Origin of the sequence: Nocardia amikacinitolerans, from assembly GCF_900215415.1 — a bacterium.
Lineage (GTDB): Bacteria > Actinomycetota > Actinomycetes > Mycobacteriales > Mycobacteriaceae > Nocardia > Nocardia amikacinitolerans.
Genome location: NZ_OBEG01000003.1, coordinates 448,598 through 472,654, shown reverse-complemented (window position 1 = coordinate 472,654; position 24,057 = coordinate 448,598). Strand labels below are relative to the sequence as shown.

The following is a 24,057-nucleotide window of genomic DNA, read 5'->3' as shown; positions in this document are numbered from 1 at the left end:
GAACTCAGACGCCGATGAGGTGCTGGGCCAGGTAGCCCTCGACCTTGTCCAGCGCGATCCGCTCCTGCGCCATCGAGTCGCGCTCGCGGATGGTGACCGCCTGGTCCTCGAGGGTGTCGAAGTCGACGGTGATGCAGAACGGGGTGCCGATCTCGTCCTGGCGGCGGTAGCGGCGGCCGATCGCGCCCGCGTCGTCGAACTCCACGTTCCAGTGCTTGCGCAGCTGGGCGGCGAGGTCCTTGGCCTTCGGGGTCAGGTCGGCGTTGCGGGACAGCGGCAGCACGGCGGCCTTGACCGGCGCGAGCCTGCGGTCCAAGCGCAGCACGGTGCGAACGTCCACACCGCCCTTGGCGTTCGGCGCCTCGTCCTCGGCGTAGGCGTCCACCAGGAACGCCATCAACGAACGCGTCAAACCCGCGGCAGGCTCGATGACGTACGGGATGTAGCGCTCGTTACTCGCCTGGTCGAAGTAGCTGAGCTCGGTGCCGGAGTGCTCCGAATGCGTCTTGAGGTCGTAGTCGGTGCGGTTGGCGACGCCCTCCAGCTCACCCCACTCGCTGCCCTGGAAGCGGAAGCGGTACTCGATGTCGACGGTGCGCGTCGAGTAGTGCGACAGCTTGTCCTTCGGGTGCTCGTAGAGTCGCAGGTTCTCCGGGTCGATACCGAGGTCGGTGTACCAGGCCATGCGGGTGTCGATCCAGTACTGGTGCCACTGCTCGTCCTCGCCCGGCTTGACGAAGAACTCCATCTCCATCTGCTCGAACTCGCGGGTGCGGAAGATGAAGTTGCCCGGCGTGATCTCGTTGCGGAAGCTCTTGCCGATCTGGGCGATACCGAACGGCGGCTTCTTGCGCGCGGTGGTCTCGACGTTCTTGTAGTTGACGAAGATGCCCTGCGCGGTCTCCGGGCGTAGGTAGTGCAGGCCCTCCTCGTCGTCCACCGGACCGAGGAAGGTCTTGAGCAGACCGGAGAAGTTGCGCGGCTCGGTCCACTGGCCGGGGTCGCCGGTCTCGGGGTCGCGGATGTCGGCGAGGCCGTTGGCGGGCGGGTGGCCGTGCTTCTCCTCGTACGCCTCGAGCAGGTGGTCGGCACGGTAGCGCTTGTGCGTGATGAGCGATTCGACCAGCGGGTCGGTGAAGGTCTCGACGTGGCCAGAGGCCTCCCAGACCTGGCGCGGCAGGATCACCGACGAGTCGAGGCCGACGACGTCCTCGCGGCTGGTGACCATGGCGCGCCACCACTGCCGCTTGATGTTCTCCTTCAGCTCGACACCGAGCGGACCGTAGTCCCATGCCGACTTGGTGCCTCCGTAGATCTCACCGCACGGGTACACCAGACCCCGGCGCTTGGCGAGGTTGGCAACGGTGTCCACCTTCGACTTGGGTGCCACGCGAGATTTCTCCATCCACTGCGAGTCGGATTGATTTCGATACAGCCAATTGCTTATACGAAAGCCTATTGCCGACCTCCAGACTATCGGCATCGCGCAATCGAGTTTGCACCGCCAGCCACCTGCACCGGATCGCGTGCCGGACGCCCGCTCACGCGAGCCGTCCCGATCGGCACCGGCGGACGTGGTCCGCGCACGACCGGAGCGGAGGCGAAGGTACGCGCATCCATCCCGCGGACCCCGGGACGCGCGATCGTCCGGTGGGTGCGATCATGTTCCGACGGACCGCCGGGAATGCCCCGGCGCCAACGTTTTTGCCGAAGACGACCGGGGCGGGATGGAGCGCTGAGCTCCGAACGATTCGGCGGGTAGTACACAGGGGTGGGCCGTGGCCGATCTGCCACCGGATCTGTTCGATGCCGACTGGGCGCGCGAAGCCGAGCGCCGTGCGCTGCGCGATCACCGGCGTGCGACCAGGGCGCACAAGGCCCGCCGTTTGATCAGGCCCAGCCGCGGCGCGCTGCTGTCGACGCTCGCGCTCAGCCTCGCAGTGGTGCTGCTGTGGGCGGGCTTCACCTTTCTGGACGGGACCGCGCCGAGCGCGAGCGCGCCGGCCGCGACCACCTCGAGCACGTCCACCGCGCCGCTGCGGAAGAACGCCGATATCGATCCGACCAGGCCGTTCGCCGACACCCCCGCCGCCATGTGGCGCGAGGGTGCGGGCGGTATCGAGCCGCCGCCCGCGTATCCCGTCGGCCGATACTCCGCCGAGCAGGTCGGCCAGTTCATGGAGCGGGTGCGTCAGCTGATCATCACCGCGCGACTGGACCGCACGGTGCTGGAGACCGGCGACCTGAGCCCGGTGCTCGCGTTGCTCGCGCCCCATATGGTCGAGCGACTGGCGGAGGAGCTAGCGCCGGGCCACGAGCGCGAGTCGTGGTACGTGGCCGAACGCATCGCGCCGGACTTCCGGCTGCTGCCCGTACAACCGCGCGTCATCGGATCGATGACGCCGACGATCAACGACAAGGACGAGCTGGCCATACGGACCAACTACCTGGTCGCCTACGCGTTCGAGGCACCCGATCCGGCGAAGCTGGACGGCCCGATGGACATCGTGGCGTTGGTCCGCCAGGAGATCGAATTCCGCTGGATCGACGACCCGAAGTACGCTGCCGACTCGATGGGCATCTGGTACGGCGAGGTGGACGGCTTCAACTACTCGGTCGGCTGCGCGCAGTTGCACCTGGGCTTGCTCGCACCGTCCTATAGCAACCCTCCCGGGACGGGGTCGGCGACGCCGCCCGCGCGCCGCAGCGAGGAGTACTTCGACCCGAACATTCCGATGCCGAACGAGGACGGTTGTCCGTAGTCCCCCGGCGGGCCGCGTTTGACATGCGCACCTGTGCATATCAAAATGGGATCGCTTTCCAATAAGGAGTTGGTTCCCGATGACCGCCGAGACGGCCGCCGCGCATTCGCACACACCGTATCGCTCCCCCGGACCCGCGCCGGTGCCCGCGCGCACCGTCCTGGAGGACGCAGGCGAGCTGCTCCGCGCCCTTGCCGCGCCCGTGCGCATCGCGATCGTGCTACAGCTACGCGAGTCGCCGCGCTGCGTGCACGAGCTGGTGGACGCGCTCGGCGTGACCCAGCCGTTGGTGAGCCAGCATCTGCGCATCCTCAAGTCGGCGGGCGTCGTGCACGGCGAGCGGTCCGGCCGCGAGGTGCTCTACGAACTCGTCGACGACCACTTGGCGCATATCGTGGTCGATGCCGTCGCGCACGCCGAGGAAGGGTGATCCGTGCAGGAGAAGACGTTGGATCCGCAGAAGTCGGTCGGCATCCGCAGCACGCGCCAGCGCAGCGCGATCGCCGCGCTGCTCGGTGACATCGACGAGTTCCGCTCCGCCCAGGAACTGCACGACGAGCTGCGCAAGCGCGGCGAGGGCATCGGGCTCACCACGGTCTACCGGACCTTGCAGTCGCTGGCCGACGCGGGCCTGGTCGACGTGCTGCGCACCGACTCCGGCGAGTCGGTCTACCGGCAGTGCTCCACGGGACATCATCACCACCTGGTCTGCAGGCACTGCGGCCGCACCGTCGAGGTCGAGGGACCGACGGTGGAGGCGTGGGCCGAGGCCATCGCGTGCGATCACGGCTTCACCGAGGTGAGCCACACCATCGAGGTCTTCGGCACCTGCCGGAGCTGCGCCAAGGCTTCCCGCGACTGACGAGCGACGTCGACGGATCAGGGCCGCACAGCAGAAGGCCACCCGCTTCCGAGGAAGCGGGTGGCCTTCTTCGTTGCCGGATCAGGCGGGAACGGGTTCGGCCGCCTGCGCGGGTACCGGCGCGGCCGCGGCCCGGCCGCGCAGCGCGGCCACACCGAGCAGGACGAGCGCCGCCGCGGCCCAGATCACCAGCACCGCAAGCGGTTTCCCGGCTCCGGCACCGTCGAAGAAGGCGACCGAGCGGAGCAGCGAGGCAGCGGCGCCCGGCGGCAGCAGCTGGCCGATGGCGCCCCACGGCTGCGGCAGCAGCTCCGGCGCGGAGGTGGCGGCCGAGAACGGGTTGCCGACCAGCAGCATGGTCAGCGCCGCGACGCCGATGCCGGGACGACCGAGGACCGCGGCGAGCCCGACCACCGCACCGGCGACCGTGAAGGACACCAGCCCGGCGACCGACGACAGCGTCAGGTAATCGCCCGGCAGCACCGACATCCAGCCCTGGGCGATCGCCATGCTCAGCAGTCCGCCGAACAGACCGAAGCTCACCAGGCCCGCGACCTTCGCGCCGACCGACGGGATCAGCAGGCTCAGCAGGACGCCCGCCGCGATGCCCGCCATCACCAGCGGCAGCACCATCGCGCCGAAGGCGGCGCCGCGCGGGTCGTCCGGATCGGAGGCGACGACATCCTCGACCGGGGCAACCGGCGTCCCGGCGAGCTGCTGGGCGATGGCGGTGAGCTGCTGCGCCACCGCGGGGCTCGCACCGGAGGCGACAAGTACCGTCGGCGCTCCCCCACCGGTGACGATCGCGCCGTAGACCTCGCGGTCCTCGATGGCGGCGCGCGCGGCCGCGGCATCGGCCGAGGTGGTGATCTCGAAGGCGTCGGGGTCGCGCTGCCCGAGCCGTTCGGCGACTACGGCGGCCTGCGGACCGGCGACGGCGATGGGCAGGTCACGCGGCGCGATATTGGCCGCGGGCCATGCGAAGGCGATCAGCATCAGCGCCTGGAGCAGGGCCGCGCCGAGGCCAAGGGCGACCGCTCGCTGCATGGTTTTCATGACGTTCTCCCAATAAATCGAATGCTCGTTCTCTTTCGATGCCCTTACCGTCGCACGGCCCCGGCGGCTTGTCAAGAACGGATATTCGTTTTACTTTGGGCTCATGCCCCGAGTCAGCGAAGAACACCTGGAACGCCGCAGACAGCAGATCCTCGACGCCGCGCGGCTGTGCTTCGCCCGCAAGGGTTTCTTCGAAACCTCGATGCAGGACGTGTTCACCGAATCGGGGCTCTCGGCCGGCGCGGTCTACCGCTACTTCAAGAGCAAGAACGAGATCATCGCGGCGTTGGCCACCCAGACCACCGTCGACTTGCGGGCCGCGATAGCGGAGGCGGTGCGCACCGACCCGCTGCCGACGCCGGCGCAGCTGGTGCGCGGCATCGCCGAGGAAGTGGTCCGGCGGAGCGGACCCGACGGCCCGGTGCGCCTGGCGCCGCAGGCGTGGGCGCTGGCCTTGGTGCACGACGGGGCGGCCGAGCCCGTGCGCGAGACCATGCATGCGATGCGCGACCTCTGGCGCGACTACGCGGTGCGCATGTGCGAGCAGGGCTGGCTACCGCAGGACGCCGACACCGACGCCGTTGCCAAGGCGATCATCGGCTTCCTGCCCGGCTTCATCCTGCAACACCTGATCCTGGAAGACCTCGACCCCGACACCCTCGCCCGCGGCGTCGACCTGCTCATCCCGGTCGGCAAGCCCGTCGCCCGCTGAGGGCGCTCCGCGCGGGTGCCGAATCCACTCAGCGCAGCGGCACTTCCACATCGCCGCCGCCCTCGGGCGTGAGCCGGGCGCGGACCTTCGCCAGCGAGGGCGCGGGGACGAACCCGCCCGCGAACAGCGCCTCGCCCTGCCGGAACCACGGCGACCGCTCGAGCAGGGCGGTCGGCGCGTACCCGAAATACGTGCCGAGTTCGGCGAGGTCGACAGGGGAGGTCGTCTTCATCAGCGCGAGGTTGTCGCACTGGGACAGGATTCCGGGATGTACCTTCGAGGGACGCTGGGTCGACAGCAGCAGCCACAGCCCGTACTTGCGACCCTCGGCGGCGATCTGGATCAGGCGTTCACGCACCGCGACCGCGATCGGCGAATCAAGGCGCGGCGAGGCCAGATTGTGCGCCTCGTCGATGACGAGCAGCACCGGGCGGCGCTCCTCGCGGCGCGCCCACAGATCGTCGAGCAGGGACAGCGCGACGACGAGGTACTGCTCGGGCGTCGAGAAGCCGCCGAGGTCGAGCACCGTGACGTCCGGCCGGGCGGCGACGACCTCGGTGACGGCGGCGTCACCCCAGGCCCACACCTCCCAGTCCAGCAGGCCCAGGTTCTCGATTCGCATCGCGAGGCGCTGCTGCACGGCCGACCCGTCGGCACGCAGCCGCGGCAGGATCTGGCCCAGCTCACCGGATTCCAGCACCGTCCCGAGGTGCAGCAGCTCGTTGAACTCTTCCCGGTCCGCGATCGGGTCGACGCGCAGCACGGCGGCCTTGGACGCGATCGGCAGCTCGCGGAACCGGACGCGCAGTTTGCCGGTCTCCGCATTCGGGCGCAATACCCGAATCTCGCGCTCCCGCAAGGCTTCCGCGGTGGGACCCGCGGCGCCGGGCCGTAGCTCGCCGAGCCGGACGAAGTCGGCGTTCGGATCGAAGATCACCACCGGCACCGCGGTGTGCGCGATCAGCTGTTCGAGCACGACGCCCAGCGCGTAGGTCTTGCCCGAGCCGCTCTGTCCGCACCAGAAGGTGTGCCGGTTGAACCGCTTCGGCAACAGCCGCGCCGGACCGCCCGGCGCGGTCAGGTTCACGCCGACCTCGAGCCGGGCGCCGGTGGTCTCGTGCAAGGTCTCGACGGTCCGCGCGTCCGCGGCGGCGAGCTGTCCGCGCTCGAAGGCGTGACTCGACCTGGTATCGATGCCCTCGTCGTGGAGTTCCCCGATCAGCCTGCCGCGCAACCGTGCGGGGGTGGTCTCGGATCGCTCCTCGACCAGCGCCAATTGGCGGCGACCTTCGGCGACCACGACCACCAGCGAACCGGCGACGAACGCGCTGCCGCCCGCGTCGGCGACGACGAACGACCGTCCGTCGTCGGAGCGTGCCGCGAGACCAGAGCCCTCCTCGGTGCGCATCCCCCGATCCTGCCATCGGCGCGACAGCGACTGCACAGCATTCGCCGATCAGACGCCCGCGCCAGGGCGTAGTACCGAAGTCGCGGCCGGGAAGGTCAGGGCAGCAAACCCTGGCGCGCCCGGCCCGCGCCGGACAGGACGAGCAGCAGCATGGTGGTCAGCGCCTGGTCGTCGAGGCCCGCGGCGGGGAAGGTGTAGCGCAGGATGACATCGGCGAGTTTGCCGTGACCGATCACGGTGAGCGAGCCGAACTGCAAGTTGTTGTTGCGCTCCGCGACTCGCTTGTGCAGCTGCGGTTTCAGCGGACGATCCCAGGCAAGCACGCAGGTCATGGACACCACGTCGAGGCCGGGAGCCAGGTTCACCGCGCGCAGCGAGCACAGCGCGCCCTCGTACTCGAAGCCGAGCGAACCCTCCGGGTCGACGCGCACGTCGATGTCGTACTGGTCCAGGCACGCGCCCGCCCGCGCCTGGAGTTCCTGATCGGGGGTGACCGCCGCGTCCATCTCCGTGCCGCCGTTCACTTGGTGCCGCCGAAGCGGCGGTCACGCGAAGCGTACTGGAGGCAGGCCTCCCACAGGTTGCGCCTGTCGAAGTCGGGAAACAGGGTGTCCTGGTACACGTATTCGGCGTAGGCCGACTGCCAGATGAGGAAGTTCGAGCTGCGGAACTCGCCGGACGGCCGCAGGAACAAGTCGACGTCGGGCATGTCGGGCTCGTCGAGGAACTGCGCGACGGTGGCCTCGGTGACCTTCTCCGGATCGATCTCGCCCGCCGCCACGCGTCGCGCGATTTCCCTTGCCGCGTCGGCGATTTCGGCGCGACCGCCGTAGTTGACGCACATCGTCAGCGTCATCGTGGTGTTGTCCTTGGTGAGCTCCTCCGCGGTCTCCAGCTCCTTGATCACGCTGCGCCACAGGCGCGGGCGCCGTCCCGCCCAGCGCACCCGCACACCCATCTCGTGCATCTCGTCGCGTCGGCGGCGGATCACGTCGCGGTTGAAGCCCATCAGGAAGCGCACCTCGTCGGGGCTGCGCCGCCAGTTCTCGGTGGAGAAGGCATAGGCCGAGAGCCACTTCACGCCGATCTCGATACAGCCCTCGACGGTGTCCATCAGCACCGCCTCGCCGCGCTCGTGCCCCGCGGTGCGCGGCAGTCCGCGCTCCTGCGCCCACCGGCCGTTGCCGTCCATCACCAGCGCCACGTGGTTGGGAACCAGTTCCGGGGGCAGCTGCGGCGGCCGAGCGCCCGAGGGGTGCGGCGACGGCGGGCGGACGACGCGGTTCTGCTGCCCGCTGCTCGGCCTTGTCGCGGTGGAGGAGTCTCGACGGAGGATCACGGCCTCCATCCTGCCTGATCCGGCTCGGGAGCAGCGAAGACCTCCGCGGATCGCCCGGTCGACCCGGCGAGCACGCCCGCGATCAGGGCGAAAGCTCAGCCGACGTGTCCGGCGGGCGTCGGCGTCTTGGTGCGCTCGATCAGGGGCAACGTCCGCAGCTGGCGCTCCAGATGCCATTGCAGATGGGCGGCGACCAGTCCGCTGGCCTGGCGGCGGACCGAATCGGGCACCGTCGCGATGTAGTCCCACTCCCCTTTCAACAGGGCGACGAGCAGATCCAGCACGCCGGGAGCCGGGGTGGCCGCGCCGGGCGGGCGGCAGTGCACGCACACCGCGCCGCCCGCCGCCACGTGGAAGGCGCGGTGCGGGCCGGGTGTCGCGCACTTGGCGCATTCGTCCAGCGCGGGCGCCCAGCCCGCGAATCCCATGGCGCGCAACAGGAACGCGTCGAGGATGAGTTCGTGCGGGCGCTGTTTGGCGGCGATGGCGCGCAGTGCGCTCGCGGTCAGCGCGTGCAGGCGCGGTGCGGGCGCGCGTTCCTCGCCCGCGAGGCGTTCGGCGGTCTCCAGCACCGCGCAGGCGGTGGTGTAGCGGCCGTAGTCGTCGATGATGTCGGCGGCGAAGGATTCGACGGTGTGCACCTGGGTGACGGTGTCGAGCGTGCGGCCGGGATGCAGCTGCACGTCGATGTAGGAGAACGGCTCCAACCGGGCGCCGAACCGGGACTTGGTCCGCCGCACCCCCTTGGCGACCGCCCGGACCAGGCCGTGCTGACGCGTCAGCAGCGTGACGATGCGGTCCGCCTCACCCAGCTTGTGCTGGCGCACCACGACCGCCTCATCCCGATACAAACGCACGTGCTCATCCTCCCACGGACCGGCGACAGCCCGCGGCCGCCTCGCCCCGGCGAAGACGTACCTGCCGCGCGGGTCAGGTACGCAACAAACCCGCGACCAGCAACAGCAGCGACTGCTGGGCCTGCGCGCGTGCGGCTTCCTTGTCCTCGGCATGCGCGACGATCAACCCCGCCTCGGTCACGGCGCTGAGCAGCAGCCGGGCCAGGATGTCGACGGGCGCGTCGGCGATGAGTTCGGCGGCGCGGGCCCGCTCCAGCTCGGCGACGATCAAGCCGAGCCCGTGCCGCGCCTCGAAAGCCCGCCACTCCTCCCAGCCGAGCACGGCAGGCGCGTCGTAGAGCGCGATGCGGATCATCTCGGGGCGCTGGCAGATGTCGAGGAAGACGTTCATGCCGACGGCCATCGAGGTGAGGATGTCGTCGGGATCGAGGGCGGCGATGGCCGCGCGGATCTCCGCGGTGCTGTCCGACTCGAGCCGTTCGAGCACCGCGCGGAACAGCCCGCGCTTGTCGCCGTAGTGGTGGTGCAGCGCGCCGCGGGTGACGCCCGCTTCGGTCACCAACTGCTCGGCGGAGGTCGCCGCGAAACCGCGTTCGGCGAACAGGCGCCGCCCCGCCTCTTCCAGGGCGGCCCTTGTCGTGCGGGAGCGGTCCTCCTGGCTACGGCGTGGCATGCAGCCGAGTGAACTCCAGAATCCGCTGGGTGAGCAACTCGGGCTGATCCTCGGGCAGGAAGGTGTAGGAGTCGTCGACGAGTTCGAGGGTGGCGTAGGGGAACTCGCGCGCCAGCCGCTCGGCGTAGGTGACGGGGAACAGCTTGTCCTCGCGTGCCCACACGATCAGCACCGGCAGCCGGACGTTCCCGAACCGGGTCGCGGCGTCAAGCGTGTAGCGGCGGTGCGCGGATTTCAGGAAGCGCCGCAGGTCTTTTCGAATGGCGCCGGAGCGACGGCTCGGCAACAGATACGAGTCGACGAACTCGGCGGGCACCGGTCGCTTGCTCACCCAGCCGAAGGCGAGCGGCAGCCGGTGCAGCGCGCGCAGGCGCAACGTCTCGGTGAGCGGGCGCATCGAACCCGGCACCCTGGCCAGCAGCGGCAGCAGGGTGAACGGCCGCGGCAGGAAGTTCTCGTGACTGTCCACCGAGGCGAGCACCACGCGGCCGATGCGTGCGGTGTTCCGCGCCAGCAACACCTGGGTGATGGCGCCGCCGGTGTCGTTGGCGACCAGGGTGACGTCGGTCAGGTCGAGCCGCTCCAGGAAGGCGGCGATCAGGTCGGCCACGCCCGTCGGCGTCAGGTCCGCCTCGGGCACCGGGATCGAGTGCGAGCCGAGCGGCCAGTCGGGTGTCAGGCAGCGGTACCCCTCGGCGGCGACGGCGGGCACCACCGCGCGCCAGAGGTCGGCGTTGACGAGCAGGCCGTGCACGAAGACGACGGGCGCGCCGGTGCCGGTCTCGTGGTAGCGGACGCGGCCGCCGGGCAGGTCGATTTCGTGCGCTGGACCGAGTGACGGGCTGATTCCCATGGCTTCCTCCAGAGGTCGGGCGTCCCGTCCACTGTTACATACATACCGTATGTATGTCTACAGCGGAAACAGCCATGCCCTGCGGTGATGCGCTTCGGGGCCGCGCTGCGATAACCCATGTGGACGGTCGTCCAATACAGCGCTACGGTTCACACCGGACGACCGAAGAGAGGGAGCTCACATGACGGTGCCGAAACGAGCGCTCAGGCCTGCCGACGAACCGGAACCCACCGCGGGTGCGACGCCCGAGGGCGATCCCGGTCTCGCCGAGTTGGCCGGCGCGCTCGCGGCGGGCACGGTCAGCTCCACCGCGGCCGTGGCCGCGGTGCTCGACCGGATCGAGGCGAGCCAGCCGACGCTCAACGCGTTCCGGGTGGTCCGCAGGGACCGCGCGCTGGCGGAGGCGGCCGAGGCCGACCGTCGACTGGCCGCGGGCGAGCGCCTTCCGCTGCTCGGCGTGCCGATCGCCGTCAAGGACGACACCGACATCGCCGGTGAGCCGACGGCATTCGGCTGCGGCGGCAGCTTCACGCCGAAAACCGAAGACGCCGAGTCGGTTCGGCGACTACGCGCGGCGGGCGCGGTGATCGTCGGCAAGACCAACACCTGCGAGCTCGGCCAGCTGCCGTTCACCAGCGGCGCGGCCTTCGGGCACACCCGCAACCCGTGGCACCGCGAGCACACCCCTGGCGGTTCCTCTGGCGGCTCCTCGGCCGCGGTGGCGGCCGGATTGGTGCCCGCCGCACTGGGTTCCGACGGCGCGGGCTCGATCCGCATCCCGGCGGCGTGGACCAACCTCGTCGGCATCAAACCCCAGCGCGGCCGCATCTCCACGTGGCCGGAAGCCGAAGCGTTCCAGGGCCTCACGGTGAACGGGCCGCTGGCACGCACGGTGGCCGACGCGGCCCTGCTGCTGGACGCGGCGGCGGGACCGCACAAGGGCGACCGCCACACCCCCGAACCGATTCGCGCCTCCGACGCCGTCGGCCGTGACCCTGGACGACTGAGAATCGCACTGTCCCTGCGTATTCCGTTCACCGCGACCAAGACGACGCTGCACCCGGAGGTGCGCGCCGCGGTGCGGGGCATCGCCTCGGCCTTGCGCAAGCTCGGGCATTCGGTCACCGTCGCCGACCTGCACTACGGACTGCTCATCGGCGCCTCGTTCCTGCCGCGCTCGATGGCGGGCATTCGCTCCATGCACGACCGGATGCCGGGCGCGGAGGTGGACCCACGCACCCGCGCCAACGTCCGCTTCGGCCGGGTGCTCGGCGGGCCCGCCCTCTTCGCCGCACGGCAGGCGGAACCGTTGCTGCACAAGCGCATCGGCACCTTCTTCAACGACTACGACCTGGTGCTCGCGCCCACCACCGCCACTCCCCCGCCGCGCGCCGAGGAGATCGACGGCATCGGCGTCAACGCCACCAACAACCTCATCACCGCCGCCTGCCCCTACACCTGGCCGTGGAACGTGCTCGGATGGCCGAGCGTGAACGTGCCCGCCGGTTTCACCGAGGCGGGCTTGCCGGTCGGCGCCCAGCTGATGGGCACCGCGGCCACCGAACCGCTGCTGATTTCCGTTGCGGCGCAACTGGAGTCCGAGCTGCGCTGGGACCGCCACCGGCCCGAACCGTGGTGGTGAGCGCCCGGACCGAGCTGGTCGCTCGGCCAGGGCGGTTGGTCAGCTTCGCGCGGACGTGAGCTCCGCGCGGTCACCGATCCGTTTTCACTGAATGACACGCACCGCCCGGCGGACCATCCCACCGAGCCGCAACGGCGTGCTCAACGCCGCGGCGGCGACCAGTCCTCCGACGCGCTCTTCGTGCCCGACGGACACCCGTCCCCTTCGGCGGGCCGCGGCGACATCACCAGGCATTGCTGCGGACCCGGCTGCCCGACGCCCGCGGTGACGAGCACCGCGATCGACGACCCGTCCGCGACCCGGCTGGTCGAGAAGCCGAGTGTGCCGGTGACACCGCGATAGTCCATCTCGCGCAACTGCATCGCCACGGCGGTGCGGTTGATCGAACCGTCGGTGTGTTGCGGCCCGGTGCGCACCGCGCGCAGGAACAGCCCGACCACGTCGTAGGCGAGACCGGTTCGATCACCGGGCCACGACGGCTGATAGTCGGCCATCTGCGGGTAGGCGCGCAGGTCGTCGATCAGCACGGCCAGCTCGGCGCACAGCTGCTGGTAGTCGAACGCGACCGGCTCGTCGCCGAGTTCGCCGTTGCCGCGGATACATTCGGCGCCGCCGAGCATCACCGGCGCCGCCTTGGCGACGTAGCGGACCGACAGATTGGCGGGCAGCGCGGCCATCGCCTTCTGATCGGTGATCAGCCGGGTCACCGTGTCGTTGCCGAGGATGGCGGGCGACTCACCGGTCAGGCAGCCGCGGCTGACCGATTTGGCGAAGGTCGCGAAATCGTCGTTGCGTCCCGCGAAGAACAGCAGGGTGCCGCGATCGAAATCCGTTGTCTCGCAGGGGGCGGGGAAGCGATTCAGCTCCTGCTGTTCGGTCCACTCCATGCGGCGATACGGCACGCCGCGGCGCTCCAGTTCGCCGCGCAGATCCTCGACGAGAGTCTCGACGTAGATGTCGCCGTCCGCCTTGGGGTGGTAGATGGCGACCTGGTTGTAGCGCGGCTGACCCGCCCGCGGCGCGCCCGCCGGATGGCGCGCGCCCTGCACGTAGTCCGCGATCAGTCGCGCCTGCGTCGTATTGCTCGGCGCCGCTTGGAAATACAGCGGCGAGGACTTCTCCAGTCCGTCGGCGGAGAGCGTCGTCGCGACCACCGGAACACCGAGTTCGCCGAGTCGTCCGATGGCACGGCGGGTTTCGGCGTTGCTGCGATCCATGCCGACCACCCCGAGGATGCCGGGTTCATCGTTCAGCAGACCCCGCAGCTGGTGGTCCACCACCCAGGTCGCGTGCCGCATATCGGAGCCGCCGTTGGCGACGACGACGCGCAGCAGCGGTTCGGACTCGTCGGAGGCGAGCAGCGCGCGACGCTGCTGCACGGCGAGTCCGGCGAGCTCCTCGACCTGCGCGTGCGGGTAGCGCACGTTCGTGTCCACGTAGCTGAGCCCGGAGAAGTAGATCAGCGTGATGATCGGCCGTCGCGGGTTGTCGCGGCGCGCGTCGGCGGCGGCGACGTTGAGCCGGAAGACCTCGCGCTGCATCGCCGTCAGTTCCGGGTCGTCGGTGAAGACTTGGTCGGCGTTGTCGCTGTAGCCGACGCACTCGCCGTCGCGTTGCTGCACCGCGATACCCGGCGTCCACGGCCAGTGCGCACACGGCGCGCCGCGCAGCGGCGGAATGTAGACCAGCGCGGCGGCCACCAGCAGCGCGATCGGAATCAGCACGCACATCGCGACGAACCACTTACGTGCCGCGAGCGGCGGCGCGGGCGGCACCGCGAGGTGCGCCAGGTTGGGGTCGCGGACGCGGCCGTCGAGCGGATCGGGCAGCCGCACTCGCAGCGGAAGGAACCACGCGTGCTCGGACCGGTTGGTGCGCATGTTGTCGATGTCGCGCAGCCAGCGCAGCAACGGATCCGGCTGCTGCCCGGAATACGGTCGGTCGACGAGACTTTCGAGAGTGTCGAGGTGCTGGAGGTCGCCGATCAGTGCCAGTTCCGGCGTCGACGATTCGGCGGTGTCGGCGGTCTGGCCGGGGTCGTACGCCAGGCAGGCGAGAACGACCAGCGGATCGAAATGCCCGGTCTCGTTGCGGATGTCGTTGATCCAGCCGATCAGCCGCTCCGCGTCGCTGTCGCGCTCGACGCCACCGAGCAGCGCCACCGGATACGCGGTGCGCCGCCAACTCGACGGCCGCCACAACCGTTTGCGGTAGGCGTCGCGCATGTCCTCGAGAAAGGCGTGCACCAGCAGCTTGGCGACCTGCTTCTCGTCCTCGTCGCTGCGCCGCGACGCGGTCAGCCGGGTCGCGAAACCCAGGAAGCTGTCGGACAATTCGGGTGCGAGGTAGCGCTGGCGCATGAACCAGCGGGTGACCTTCGACATGCCGGGGATGCGCCCGCTGATCCACAGCCACAGCCGCAGGACCGGCCACAGCGCGAGCACACCGAACACCAGCCGGGAGATGGTGTCGCCGCTGACGCCCTCGGCGGTATCGGAGCGGTCGGTAGGGGAACCGCTGCGCAGCAGGCGCGGCAGCCGCGAACGCAGTTCGACCGTGGCCTCGGTCTCGTCGCTCGTAACACGTTGGCGGGTCAGCCAATCCGCGGTGCGGTAGCGCGGGAACTTGATCGGTCCCATCGCCGTGTCATCGGTGGAGAAGCCCTCGACCAGCCGCTGCACGATGGGCAGGCAGTGCCCCTGGATCTCCTCACCCGTCGCGTTCGGGTCCGGCGTGAGCGCGTCGGGCGGCAGATCCGCCGCTTGGAGATCGACCCGCGCCCGCGGCGTCGCCCGCCTGCCACCGGATTCCCCGAGCCAACGGTAGATCTCGACGAGCAACGCGCCGCCCGCGCCCGCGCCGACCAGACCGACGACCGGGCGCGGCAGCGGACGCCTGCGCCGCAGCAGTGTGCGGAACACCCGCGGCTTCGCGTCGGGCACCTCGAGCGCGCGTAGCAGCTCGAGCAGCTTGGGGACATCGTTGGCGGTATCGGTCAATTCGACGGCCTCCCCCGTGGAATGCGTTGCTGCGACGCACACCCGGGCGTCAAACGGGACTGTACCGGTACAAATCGGACTCGGGCGGGTTGTTCGCTCGAGTTCGCGGTCCGCGAACGGACCGTTTGCTCAGAAGCCCAGCTTGCCCAGCTGTTTCGGATCGCGCTGCCAGTCCTTGGCGACCTTGACGTGTAGGTGCAGATAGATCCGCACGCCGAGGATGTGCTCGATCTGCTTGCGCGCGTTGGTGCCGACCTCCTTGAGGCGGCTGCCGCCCTTGCCGATGACGATGGCCTTCTGGCTGGGACGTTCGACGTACAGCAGCGCGTGCACGTCCAGCATCTCCTCGTTCTCCTCGCGCGGGAGAACCTCCTCGATCACCACGGCGAGCGAGTGCGGCAGCTCGTCGCGCACGCCCTCCAGCGCGGCCTCGCGGATGAGCTCGGCCATGAGGGTTTCCTCGGGCTCGTCGGTGAGTTCGCCGTCGGGGTAGAAGGCCGGGCCCTCCGGCATTTTCGAGGCGATCACGTCGACGAGGACCTCGACCTGCTCGCCCTTGACCGCCGACACCGGCACCACTTCGGCCTCCGGACCGAGCAGCTCGGAGACGGCGAGCAGCTGCGCGGCGACCTGCTCGCGACCCACCTTGTCGATCTTGGTGACCACGCCGAGCACCGTGGTCTTCGGCGCCATCTGCTTGATCTGCTGCACGATCCAGCGGTCACCCGGTCCGATCTTCTCGTCGGCGGGGATACAGATCGCGATCACGTCGACCTCGGAATAGGTATCCCGCACGAGGTCGTTGAGCCGCTGCCCGAGCAGCGTCCTCGGTCGGTGCAGACCCGGCGTGTCGACCAGGATCAGCTGCGCGTGGTCGCGGTGCACGATGCCGCGGATGGTGTGGCGGGTGGTCTGCGGTCGCGAGGAGGTGATCGCGATCTTCGCGCCGACGAGCGCGTTGGTCAGCGTCGACTTGCCGGTGTTCGGCCTGCCGACGAAACAGACGAAACCGGAACGGAATTCGGTGGAGCCGGAGTTGTCAGCCACCCTGCACCTCGACACCCGCCGCGTCGTCGACGATGTCGAACACCGCGCCCGCGCGATCGGTGAAGATGATCCGCGCCTCGCCGGAGACCTCGCGCACCGCGGCGACACCGGCGTCGGAGAACCGGCCACCGACCACCACGGCCGCCTCGAAACCCTCAGCGCCGCTGGAGATCGCGGCAGCGACCGCGGCCTGCAACGCGGTCAGCCGCAGCGCGTGCAGATCCACCTCGCCCGCCGCGTAGGTGCGGCCGTCGGCGTCGCGGATCGCCGCGCCGCCCGTCCCGCCGGTGCGGCCCATCGCGCCGCGCGCGAGGGTCAGCAGTTTGGTGTCCTCGGCGTCCAGTTCAGTCATCGGTTGCTCCGTCCTCGTCCTTGTTGCCATTGCGCTTGCCGCCGTTGGATTTTGCGCCCTCGGCCACCGCTGCGCCCGCTTTCTCGGATTTCTCCGCCGCCTTGCGCACCAGGACCGTGTTGACCCGCATCCGGCCGCGCGAATCCGGTCCGCCTTCGGCGCGCAGCACCAGCCCGTGCACCACGATCTTCGAACCGGGCAGCGGCACCCTGCCGAGTTCGTGCGCGAGCAAACCGCCCACGGTGTCGACGTCCTCGTCCTCGATCTCCATGCCGTAGAGCTCGCCGAGATCCTCCACCGACAACCGCGCCGACACCCGGAAGCGACCCTCGCCGAGTTCCTCGACCGGCGGTGTCTCGTCGATGTCGTATTCGTCGGCGATCTCGCCGACGATCTCCTCGAGCACGTCCTCGATGGTCACCAGGCCCGCGATGCCGCCGTATTCGTCGACGAGCAGCGCCATGTGGTTGCGGCGGCGCTGCATCTCGTCGAGCAGGTCGTCCAGCGGCTTGGAGTCGGGCATGAACACCGCGGTGCGCATCACGTCGCGCACCCGCACCTTGCGGCTGCGATCCGCGTACGGCACAAGATCTTTCAGGTAGACAACGCCGAGGATGTCGTCGACGTTCTCGCCGACCACCGGGATGCGGGAGTGGCCGCTGCGCACCGCGAGCGACATGGCCTGCGCCGCCGTCTTGTCCGCCTCGATCCACACCATCTCGGTGCGCGGCACCATCACCGCGCGGGCGGCGGTGTCGCCGAGTTCGAACACCGACTGGATCATGCGGCGTTCGTCGTCGGCCACCACGCCGCGCTCGCTGGCCATCTCGACGACCTCGCGCAGCTCGATCTCCGAGGCGAAGGGACCGTTGCGGAAACCCTTACCGGGGGTGATCGCGTTACCGATCAGGATCAGCAGCCTGCTGATCGGGCCGAGCAGCGCGCCGATGAATTGCAGCGGCAGCGCGGCGGCCAACGCCAGCGAGTAGGCGTGCTGACGGCCGAGGGTGCGCGGGCCGACACCGATCACCACGTAGTCGACGAGCACCATCACCACGGCGGTGATCACCAGCGCCCAGTTGTCGTTCCATATCCCGATGAGCGCCGCGGCGAGCAGCACCGTCGCGCCGATCTCGCACAGCACGCGCAGCAGCACCATCAGGTTCACGTAGCGGGCGCGGTCGGCGATGATGCGGGTCAACCGCGCGGCGCCCGGCCGATCGGCGCGCACCATGTCGCCGAGGCGGGCCGGGGAGATCGTGTTCAGCGCCGCGTCCACGCCGGCGAACAGGCCGCCCGCGGGCACCAGCAAGACGGCGAGCAGGATCAGGGTCGGTGAACTCACGCCGGACCCAGCGCGTCTCCGGGTCCGGTGAAGCCGGCCTTGCCGAGCAGGCGGGCGTCGCGCTCGGCGAGTTCGGCGCGCCGCCGTGCCTCGCGCAGGCTCTCGTACCACTCCTCGAGCAGGCGGGCCTGGAGCGCGAACATCTCCTTCTCCTCCTCCGGCTCCGCGTGGTCGTAGCCGAGCAGGTGCAGCACGCCGTGCACGGTGAGCAACGCGAGCTCGTGCTCGAGCGAATGCCCCGCCTTGCGCGCCTGCGCCGCCGCGAACTCCGGACACAGCACGATGTCGCCGAGCATCGACGGGCCCGGCTCCGGGCTGTCCGGCCGGCCGCCCGGCTCGAGCTCGTCCATCGGGAAGGACATCACATCGGTGGGACCTGGCAGGTCCATCCAGCGCATGTGCAGGTCGGCCATGGTGTCGAGATCGACGAGCACCATCGACAGCTCGGCCGCCGGATGGACGTCCATCCGGGCGATCACGAACCGCGCAACACTGACCAGGTCTTCTTCGGGTACGTCGATACCCGACTCGTTGGCGATCTCGATGCTCACCTGAACAGCCTATTAGACGCAGCCGGACGCAGTCCGTCCGCAGCCCCGCGCATGGCCGGAGCGAAGGCGGACCAGCGCCGACCGAAGGCCACCGTCATCCCGCCAGACCAACCGAAGGCGACCTTCATCCGACCTGTGTGTGGGCCGACTGACGTGACCGGCCGCCGATGAAGGTCGGCGGCCGGTGCGATCGGCTGGGGTGTGTGCGACGGTCAGCGGCGGTCGCGGCTGGCGGCGCGGCGCTGGGCGCGGTTGCCCGGGTAGTGCGGAGTGACCTGCGGCCGGGTGGCCTCCCAGCGGTCGTAGGCGTCGACGATGTCGGAGACAAGGCGGTGCCGGACGACGTCGCTGCTGGTGAGCTCCGCGAAGTGGATGTCCTCGATCTCGGTGAGGATCTCCGACGCGGCACGCAGGCCCGAGCGGGCGCCGGTGGGCAGGTCGACCTGGGTGATGTCGCCGGTGACCACGATCTTGGAGCCGAAGCCGAGACGCGTCAGGAACATCTTCATCTGCTCGGCGGTGGTGTTCTGCGCCTCGTCGAGAATGATGAAGGAGTCGTTCAGCGTGCGCCCGCGCATGTACGCCAGCGGCGCGACCTCGATGACGCCCGCGGCCATCAGCTTCGGGATCGCCTCGGGGTCCATCATGTCGTGCAGCGCGTCGTAGAGCGGCCGCAGATACGGGTCGATCTTCTCGTTGAGCGTGCCGGGCAGGAAGCCGAGCCGCTCGCCCGCCTCGACGGCGGGACGGGTCAGGATGATCCGGTTGACCGACTTGGTCTGCAACGCCTGCACGGCCTTGGCCATGGCCAGGTAGGTCTTGCCGGTACCCGCGGGACCGATGCCGAACACGATGGTGTTGGCGTCGATCGCGTCGACGTAGCGCTTCTGGTTCAGCGTCTTGGGGCGGATGGTCTTGCCGCGCCGGGACAGAATGTCCAGGCTCAGCACTTCCGCGGGGGAATCCGAGGAACCTTCGGTCAGCATCGACACCGTGTGCCGCACCGCCTCCGGCGTCACCACCCTGTTGCGGCCGGTCAGCGCGATGAGCTGTTCGATGACCCGCTCGGCGAGGGCGACGTCGGCCGCCTTGCCGGTGAGGGTCACGGAATTGCCGCGAACGTGAATGTCCGCGTCGAGCAACTGCTCGAGCTCACGCAGATTCTGGTCGGCCGAACCGAGGAAGGGGAACACGGATTCGGGAGCGAGTTCGATGCTGGAGCGCACTGTGCGCGCTGCGGGGCCCGAGCCGTTGTCGCGGGCGCCAATGCCTGCTGTGGGGTTGGTCGGGTCGCCGATCTCGCCTTGTGTTCGCAAAAGTGGTTACAGCCTGCTTTCCGGTCTCGACTGCCTGGGGAATGACAAAAGTTTAACGCGCCCCACCGACAGCGCACAGTGAATAAACGGCTACCGATGCGGCGGCCATTCCCGCCGTGTGCTGGATATTCCCCCGTGGCCGTCGGACCAATCCTCGGCGAAGTCACGGAAGCGTCGCACCGCGTCCGACGGCGCCGCGGCGGCCGACCAGATCAGCCCCACCTCGCGCCGCGCGCCCTCGTCGGCCAGCGGAACCAGCGCCAGGCCCGAGCGCGCGGCGGAGGGTGCGGGATCCGCCAGCGGGAGCAACGCGACGCCGAGCCCCGCCGAGACCAGTCCGGTGACGGTGACCAGGTCGCTCGCCTCGAAGGCGACGCGCGGGCGGATGTCCGCGGCCGCGCAGAGTTCGTCGAAGATGCGCCGCATGCCGAACCCGGGATGCATGGTGATGAACTCGGCGCCGCCGAGGTCGGCGAGGCGAACCTGTCTGCGCCCGGCCAGCCGATGCTCGGCGGGCACGGCGAGGACCAGCGGCTGGCGCAGCAGGCCGCGCCAGCCGAGGCCGGGCGCGGACGGGCGCGGCGAGACGACGGCGAGGTCGGCCGCGCCGTCGAGCACTTGGCGGGTGATCTTCTCGGCGGCGCCCTGGCGCAACGTCACGGTGACCCGGCCCGCGTTGCGCCGGAAACCGGCGATCAACTGCGGCACCAGCCAGCCGCCGAAGGAATGCAGGAACGACAGCCGCACCACGCCGCGCGCGGGATTGGCGAGATCGGCGACGGCTTGGCCCGCGGCGTCGAGTTCGGCCTGCGCGCGGCGCGCGTGTTCGTAATAGACGCGGCCGAATTCGTTGAGCGCGATCCGCTTTCCGCGCCGGTCGAACAATTCCGCACCGAGCCTGCGCTCCAGCCTGGCGAGCATCCGCGAGAGCGTCGGCTGGGCGATGTGCAGGCGTTCCGCGGCCGCGCTCATCCGTTCCAGTTCCGCGAGTGTCGTGAACCACTGCAAATCTTCGCCGAGCACCTCGCTGCCTCCCTATATGCATCTACTGCATCAAGTCCCTGTTCATTATTCATTTCCTTTCGGAAGTGGCGGTGGCAATGCTGAGAACAGGAGGTAGCCATGACCGGCACGGCAAGCACCATCGAGCGACGCACGAGCGACGCGGCACACGACCGCCGGATCACCGTTGCGCTGTTCGCGGCCGGGCTCACCACCTTCGCCTCGATGTACAACGCGCAGGCGCTGCTGCCCAGCCTGTCCGCGGCGTTCGGCGCGACTCCCGCCCGCGCGGCGCTGGCGGTCTCGCTCACCACCGGCTGTCTCGCGCTGGCCATCGTGCCGGTGAGCGCGCTGTCCAGCCGGATCGGCAGGACCAAGGTGATGATCGGTTCGGCGGCGGCCTCCGCTGTCGTCGGCCTGCTGATTCCGTTCAGTCCCTCGCTCGACGCGCTGCTCGCCGGGCGGGCGTTGCAGGGCGTCGCGCTGGCCGGGGTGCCCGCGGTGGCGATGGCGTATCTGGCCGAGGAGATCGGCGCCGAAGGGCTCGGCGCCGCGATGGGCGTGTACGTCGCGGGCACCACGATCGGCGGCCTGGCCGGGCGCCTGATTCCCTCGTTCACGCTCGACGTGGCGTCCTGGCGCTGGGCAGCGGCGGCGGTCGGCGTTGCCGCAGCGGCATGCACGGTGTGGTTCGTCCGGCTGCTGCCGCCCTCGCGCGGTTTCGTCGCACGGCCCGCCGGATTGCGCACGGTCCTCGGCGATCTCGGGCAGCAGCTGCGACACCGCCGATTGCTCGCGCTGTTCGGCTTGGCCTTCGTCCTGATGGGCGGCTTCGTCTCGATCTACAACTTCCTCGGCTACCGGCTCACCCAGCACCCGTTCGAATTGCCCGCGGCGGTGGCGGGTTCGGTGTTCCTGCTGTATTTGGCGGGCACCGTGACCTCGGCTTGGGGCGGTCGCCTCGCCGACCGCGTCGGCAGGCAGCGGATGCTGACCGCGTCGATGGCGGTGATGGGCGTCGGACTGGCGGTGAGCGTGCCGGATCGGCTCGGCTGCGTCGTCGCGGGCGTATTGCTCTACACCGCGGGCTTTTTCGCCGCGCATACGGTCGCGAGCGCGTGGGTCGGCACGCTGGCCCGCGGCAACCGCGGGGCGGCCTCGTCGCTGTATCTGTTCTTCTACTACCTCGGCAGCGCGGTCGTCGGCGGGCTGTCCGGTCTGGCCTTCGCGCACGCGGGCTGGGTGGGCCTGGTCGGAACCGTCGGTGCGTTGCTCGCGGCGGGGGCGATCCTGTTCGCCGTCGCGTCGATCCGCTCGCGCGACGGCGTTCCGTCCGCCGGGTAGCGGTCGGCTACCAGCGCGGCGTCAACGCGCCGAGCGCGCCGAGCGCGACCGCGGCCGCCGTCGACGTCCGCAGCACGGTCGGTCCGAGCAGCACGACATCGGCTCCCGCCGTGGCGAGTTCGGTGAGCTCGGCATCGTCGAGTCCGCCTTCCGGACCCACGATCAGCACCACCTCCGGCGCCTCCCCGAACGGCAGCTCGGTGAAACGGCCGCCGCCGGATTCGTGCAGCGCCGCGACGATCGCGCCCTCGGCCTTGGCCTTTCTGACCAGCTCGAGCAGATCGCGGGTGCGGTGCAGATCGGCGACCTCGGGAATGTAGGCGCGGCGGGACTGGCGAGCCGCTGAGCGTGCCGCCGCACGCCACTTGTCGACGGCCTTGGCGGCCTTGCCCTCCCAGTTGGCCACACAACGCGCGGCCTGCCACGGCACGATGGCATCGGCGCCCGCCTCGGTCATCAGCTCGACGGCCAGCTCGGAGCGGTCCGACTTCGGCAGCGCCTGCACCACCGTGACGCGCGGCGAAACCGGTTGCGCCACGGTCTTGCCGAGCACTTTCAGGTCGAGCCGGTCGCGCTTGGCTGCGACGACCTCCGATTCGGCGAGCACACCGCGTCCGTCGGACAGGGTGATCGGCTCGCCGACCCGGATGCGCCGCACGGTGGCGGCGTGCCGTCCCTCCGGACCGTCGAGCACCGCGATCGCGCCGGGCTCGGGAATGTCGTCGAGGTAGAAGACCGTGGCGGCCAACGACTCAGCGCCCGCTGAACGAGGCGCGCAGCCGCGCGAACAGGCCGCTGTTGTGCTCGGACTGCGCCGTCATCACCTCGGCGCGGTCGCGCTCGCGCAGGCCCTTGTACTTGCGAAGCAGTTCGGTCTGCTTGCCGTCCAACTTGGTCGGCACCACGATGTCCAGGTGCGCGATCAGGTCGCCGCGGGCGCCCGAGCGCAGCCGAGGCATGCCGTGGCCGCGCAGCACGGAGACTTCGTTGGGCTGGGTGCCGGGGGCGATGGTCAGCTCGGTCGGGCCGTCCAGGATCGTGTCGATGACCACGGTCGTGCCGAGCGCGGCGTCCACCATCGGCACCCGGATGGTGCAGTGCAGGTCGTCGCCGTCGCGGACGAACACGTCGTGCGGCTGCTCCACGATCTCCACGTACAGATCGCCCGCGTGGCCGCCGCCGGGACCGACCTCGCCCTGCGCCGCGAGCCGGACGCGCATGCCGTTGGCGACGCCCGCCGGGATGGGCGCGGCGATCTCGCGGCGGGCGCGAACCCGGCCGTCGCCGCCGCACTTGTGGCACGGGTCGGGGATGGTCTCGCCCGCGCCGCGACAGGTCGGGCACGGCCGCGAGGTGAGCACCTGGCCGAGGAACGAGCGCTGCACGGACTGGACTTCGCCTGCGCCGCCGCAGGTTTCGCAGCGCACCGGCTTGGAGTTGCCGTTGGTGCCCGCGCCGTGGCAGTTGTCACAGAGGATGGCGGTGTCGACGGTCAGGTGCTTGGTCACGCCCACCGCGCACTCGGCGAGGCTGAGGCGGGTGCGCAGCAGCGAGTCGGCGCCGGGCTGCACCCGGCCGCGCGGCTTGCGCTGACCGCTGCCCGCGCCGCTCATGCCGCCGAAGAACGCCTCGAACACGTCGCCGAGGCCGCCGAAGCCCGCGCCGGAGAAGCCTGCGCCGCCCGCCCCCGCGGACTCGAGCGGGTCGCCGCCCATGTCGACGATCCGGCGCTTCTCCGGATCGGAGAGCACCTCGTAGGCCGCCGACACGTCCTTGAACTTGGCCTGGGCGGCCTCGTCGGGGTTGACGTCCGGGTGGAGTTCGCGGGCCAGCTTGCGGTAGGCGCGCTTGATCTCCTGGTCGGTCGCGTTCTTCGCGACGCCGAGCAGTCCGTAGTAGTCCCGTGCCACTTGAGTTCTCTAGTCCTTGGTCGCTGT

General features: G+C 70.0%; 23 protein-coding genes. 6 read left to right on the top strand and 17 right to left on the bottom strand.

Annotation, left to right across the window (positions count from 1 at the left end):
- Positions 1-4 precede the first annotated feature (4 nt).
- Complete coding sequence (locus CRP45_RS16415) at positions 5-1,405, bottom strand: glycine--tRNA ligase (protein WP_179830896.1); 1,401 nt, start codon at positions 1,403-1,405, stop codon at positions 5-7.
- Between the two features lie 373 nt (positions 1,406-1,778).
- On the opposite strand from CRP45_RS16415, the gene CRP45_RS16410 reads away from it, so the two are divergent.
- The 3 genes from CRP45_RS16410 (at position 1,779) to CRP45_RS16400 (ending at position 3,624) form a co-directional block, all read left to right on the top strand.
- Positions 1,779-2,762 carry a hypothetical protein gene (locus CRP45_RS16410; protein WP_097245786.1) on the top strand — a complete coding sequence of 328 codons (984 nt, stop codon included), beginning with the start codon at positions 1,779-1,781 and terminating at the stop codon, positions 2,760-2,762.
- Between the two features lie 79 nt (positions 2,763-2,841).
- Complete coding sequence (locus CRP45_RS16405) at positions 2,842-3,192, top strand: ArsR/SmtB family transcription factor (RefSeq protein ID WP_067787209.1); 351 nt, start codon at positions 2,842-2,844, stop codon at positions 3,190-3,192.
- A 3-nt stretch (positions 3,193-3,195) separates the two neighbouring features.
- Positions 3,196-3,624, top strand: coding sequence for a Fur family transcriptional regulator (locus tag CRP45_RS16400; RefSeq protein ID WP_097245785.1), 429 nt, complete (start codon positions 3,196-3,198; stop codon positions 3,622-3,624).
- Between the two features lie 81 nt (positions 3,625-3,705).
- Here the strand turns inward: CRP45_RS16400 and CRP45_RS16395 are convergent, their stop codons facing one another.
- Entirely contained in the window at positions 3,706-4,680 is a 975-nt protein-coding gene (locus tag CRP45_RS16395; protein WP_097245784.1) for a hypothetical protein, read from the bottom strand.
- Positions 4,681-4,783: 103 nt separating this feature from the next.
- Between CRP45_RS16395 and CRP45_RS16390 the strand changes: the two genes are divergently transcribed.
- Positions 4,784-5,392: a TetR/AcrR family transcriptional regulator gene (locus CRP45_RS16390; protein WP_067787214.1), complete on the top strand. Its 609-nt coding sequence runs from the start codon at positions 4,784-4,786 to the stop codon at positions 5,390-5,392.
- Positions 5,393-5,420: 28 nt separating this feature from the next.
- Here the strand turns inward: CRP45_RS16390 and CRP45_RS16385 are convergent, their stop codons facing one another.
- The 6 genes from CRP45_RS16385 to CRP45_RS16360 form a co-directional block, all read right to left on the bottom strand.
- Entirely contained in the window at positions 5,421-6,800 is a 1,380-nt protein-coding gene (locus CRP45_RS16385; RefSeq protein WP_097245783.1) for an ATP-binding protein, read from the bottom strand.
- A gap of 95 nt (positions 6,801-6,895) precedes the next feature.
- A complete protein-coding gene (locus CRP45_RS16380) occupies positions 6,896-7,306 on the bottom strand; it encodes a YbjN domain-containing protein (RefSeq protein WP_097246106.1) in 411 nt (136 codons plus the stop codon).
- 14 nt (positions 7,307-7,320) lie between these two features.
- Positions 7,321-8,148, bottom strand: coding sequence for an isoprenyl transferase (locus CRP45_RS16375; protein ID WP_097245782.1), 828 nt, complete (start codon positions 8,146-8,148; stop codon positions 7,321-7,323).
- A gap of 86 nt (positions 8,149-8,234) precedes the next feature.
- Positions 8,235-8,996, bottom strand: a complete 762-nt coding sequence (gene recO, locus CRP45_RS16370) for a DNA repair protein RecO (RefSeq protein WP_067787217.1) — start codon at positions 8,994-8,996, stop codon at positions 8,235-8,237.
- Between the two features lie 73 nt (positions 8,997-9,069).
- Positions 9,070-9,669, bottom strand: coding sequence for a TetR/AcrR family transcriptional regulator (locus CRP45_RS16365; protein WP_097245781.1), 600 nt, complete (start codon positions 9,667-9,669; stop codon positions 9,070-9,072).
- A complete protein-coding gene (locus tag CRP45_RS16360; RefSeq protein WP_097245780.1) occupies positions 9,656-10,522 on the bottom strand; it encodes an alpha/beta fold hydrolase in 867 nt (288 codons plus the stop codon). Before CRP45_RS16360 ends, CRP45_RS16365 begins: the two co-directional genes overlap by 14 nt.
- A gap of 181 nt (positions 10,523-10,703) precedes the next feature.
- On the opposite strand from CRP45_RS16360, the gene CRP45_RS16355 reads away from it, so the two are divergent.
- Positions 10,704-12,164, top strand: coding sequence for an amidase (locus tag CRP45_RS16355; protein WP_097245779.1), 1,461 nt, complete (start codon positions 10,704-10,706; stop codon positions 12,162-12,164).
- A gap of 140 nt (positions 12,165-12,304) precedes the next feature.
- Here CRP45_RS16355 and CRP45_RS16350 read toward each other — a convergent pair whose 3' ends face one another.
- From CRP45_RS16350 to CRP45_RS16320, 7 genes are all read right to left on the bottom strand, one after another.
- Positions 12,305-15,163, bottom strand: coding sequence for a type 1 periplasmic-binding domain-containing protein (locus tag CRP45_RS16350; protein WP_097245778.1), 2,859 nt, complete (start codon positions 15,161-15,163; stop codon positions 12,305-12,307).
- A gap of 129 nt (positions 15,164-15,292) precedes the next feature.
- On the bottom strand, positions 15,293-16,210 hold the full coding sequence (gene era / locus CRP45_RS16345) for a GTPase Era (protein WP_067787227.1): 918 nt from the start codon (positions 16,208-16,210) through the stop codon (positions 15,293-15,295).
- A complete protein-coding gene (locus tag CRP45_RS16340) occupies positions 16,203-16,562 on the bottom strand; it encodes a cytidine deaminase (RefSeq protein ID WP_097245777.1) in 360 nt (119 codons plus the stop codon). The genes era and CRP45_RS16340 overlap by 8 nt, the downstream gene beginning before the upstream one ends.
- Positions 16,555-17,907 (bottom strand): hemolysin family protein, encoded by a 1,353-nt coding sequence (locus CRP45_RS16335; protein ID WP_097245776.1) that lies wholly within the window; start codon positions 17,905-17,907, stop codon positions 16,555-16,557. Before CRP45_RS16335 ends, CRP45_RS16340 begins: the two co-directional genes overlap by 8 nt.
- On the bottom strand, positions 17,904-18,458 hold the full coding sequence (gene ybeY, locus CRP45_RS16330) for an rRNA maturation RNase YbeY (RefSeq protein WP_067787232.1): 555 nt from the start codon (positions 18,456-18,458) through the stop codon (positions 17,904-17,906). The genes CRP45_RS16335 and ybeY overlap by 4 nt, the downstream gene beginning before the upstream one ends.
- Before the next feature lie 212 nt (positions 18,459-18,670).
- The gene (locus CRP45_RS16325) at positions 18,671-19,726 is read right to left on the bottom strand and encodes a PhoH family protein (RefSeq protein WP_097246105.1); all 1,056 of its coding nucleotides are present in this window, start codon (positions 19,724-19,726) and stop codon (positions 18,671-18,673) included.
- Between the two features lie 138 nt (positions 19,727-19,864).
- Complete coding sequence (locus tag CRP45_RS16320; RefSeq protein ID WP_097245775.1) at positions 19,865-20,797, bottom strand: LysR family transcriptional regulator; 933 nt, start codon at positions 20,795-20,797, stop codon at positions 19,865-19,867.
- A 99-nt stretch (positions 20,798-20,896) separates the two neighbouring features.
- On the opposite strand from CRP45_RS16320, the gene CRP45_RS16315 reads away from it, so the two are divergent.
- Positions 20,897-22,120 (top strand): MFS transporter, encoded by a 1,224-nt coding sequence (locus CRP45_RS16315; protein ID WP_067787236.1) that lies wholly within the window; start codon positions 20,897-20,899, stop codon positions 22,118-22,120.
- 7 nt (positions 22,121-22,127) lie between these two features.
- On the opposite strand, the gene CRP45_RS16310 is transcribed toward CRP45_RS16315, so the two are convergent.
- Both CRP45_RS16310 and dnaJ read right to left on the bottom strand, forming a co-directional pair.
- Positions 22,128-22,868, bottom strand: a complete 741-nt coding sequence (locus tag CRP45_RS16310; RefSeq protein WP_097245774.1) for a 16S rRNA (uracil(1498)-N(3))-methyltransferase — start codon at positions 22,866-22,868, stop codon at positions 22,128-22,130.
- A 4-nt stretch (positions 22,869-22,872) separates the two neighbouring features.
- Positions 22,873-24,030, bottom strand: coding sequence for a molecular chaperone DnaJ (gene dnaJ, locus CRP45_RS16305; RefSeq protein WP_097245773.1), 1,158 nt, complete (start codon positions 24,028-24,030; stop codon positions 22,873-22,875).
- Positions 24,031-24,057: the final 27 nt, after the last annotated feature.

What these genes read in the sequence shown, in the direction of transcription:
- CRP45_RS16415 (WP_179830896.1), bottom strand. Translation starts at nt 1,405, where the DNA reads ATGGAGAAATCTCGCGTGGCACCCAAGTCGAAGGTGGACACCGTTGCC.
- CRP45_RS16405 (WP_067787209.1), top strand. Translation starts at nt 2,842, where the DNA reads ATGACCGCCGAGACGGCCGCCGCGCATTCGCACACACCGTATCGCTCC.
- CRP45_RS16395 (WP_097245784.1), bottom strand. Translation starts at nt 4,680, where the DNA reads ATGAAAACCATGCAGCGAGCGGTCGCCCTTGGCCTCGGCGCGGCCCTG.
- CRP45_RS16390 (WP_067787214.1), top strand. Translation starts at nt 4,784, where the DNA reads ATGCCCCGAGTCAGCGAAGAACACCTGGAACGCCGCAGACAGCAGATC.
- CRP45_RS16385 (WP_097245783.1), bottom strand. Translation starts at nt 6,800, where the DNA reads ATGCGCACCGAGGAGGGCTCTGGTCTCGCGGCACGCTCCGACGACGGA.
- CRP45_RS16380 (WP_097246106.1), bottom strand. Translation starts at nt 7,306, where the DNA reads ATGGACGCGGCGGTCACCCCCGATCAGGAACTCCAGGCGCGGGCGGGC.
- CRP45_RS16375 (WP_097245782.1), bottom strand. Translation starts at nt 8,148, where the DNA reads ATGGAGGCCGTGATCCTCCGTCGAGACTCCTCCACCGCGACAAGGCCG.
- CRP45_RS16365 (WP_097245781.1), bottom strand. Translation starts at nt 9,669, where the DNA reads ATGCCACGCCGTAGCCAGGAGGACCGCTCCCGCACGACAAGGGCCGCC.
- CRP45_RS16360 (WP_097245780.1), bottom strand. Translation starts at nt 10,522, where the DNA reads ATGGGAATCAGCCCGTCACTCGGTCCAGCGCACGAAATCGACCTGCCC.
- CRP45_RS16355 (WP_097245779.1), top strand. Translation starts at nt 10,704, where the DNA reads ATGACGGTGCCGAAACGAGCGCTCAGGCCTGCCGACGAACCGGAACCC.
- CRP45_RS16340 (WP_097245777.1), bottom strand. Translation starts at nt 16,562, where the DNA reads ATGACTGAACTGGACGCCGAGGACACCAAACTGCTGACCCTCGCGCGC.
- CRP45_RS16315 (WP_067787236.1), top strand. Translation starts at nt 20,897, where the DNA reads ATGACCGGCACGGCAAGCACCATCGAGCGACGCACGAGCGACGCGGCA.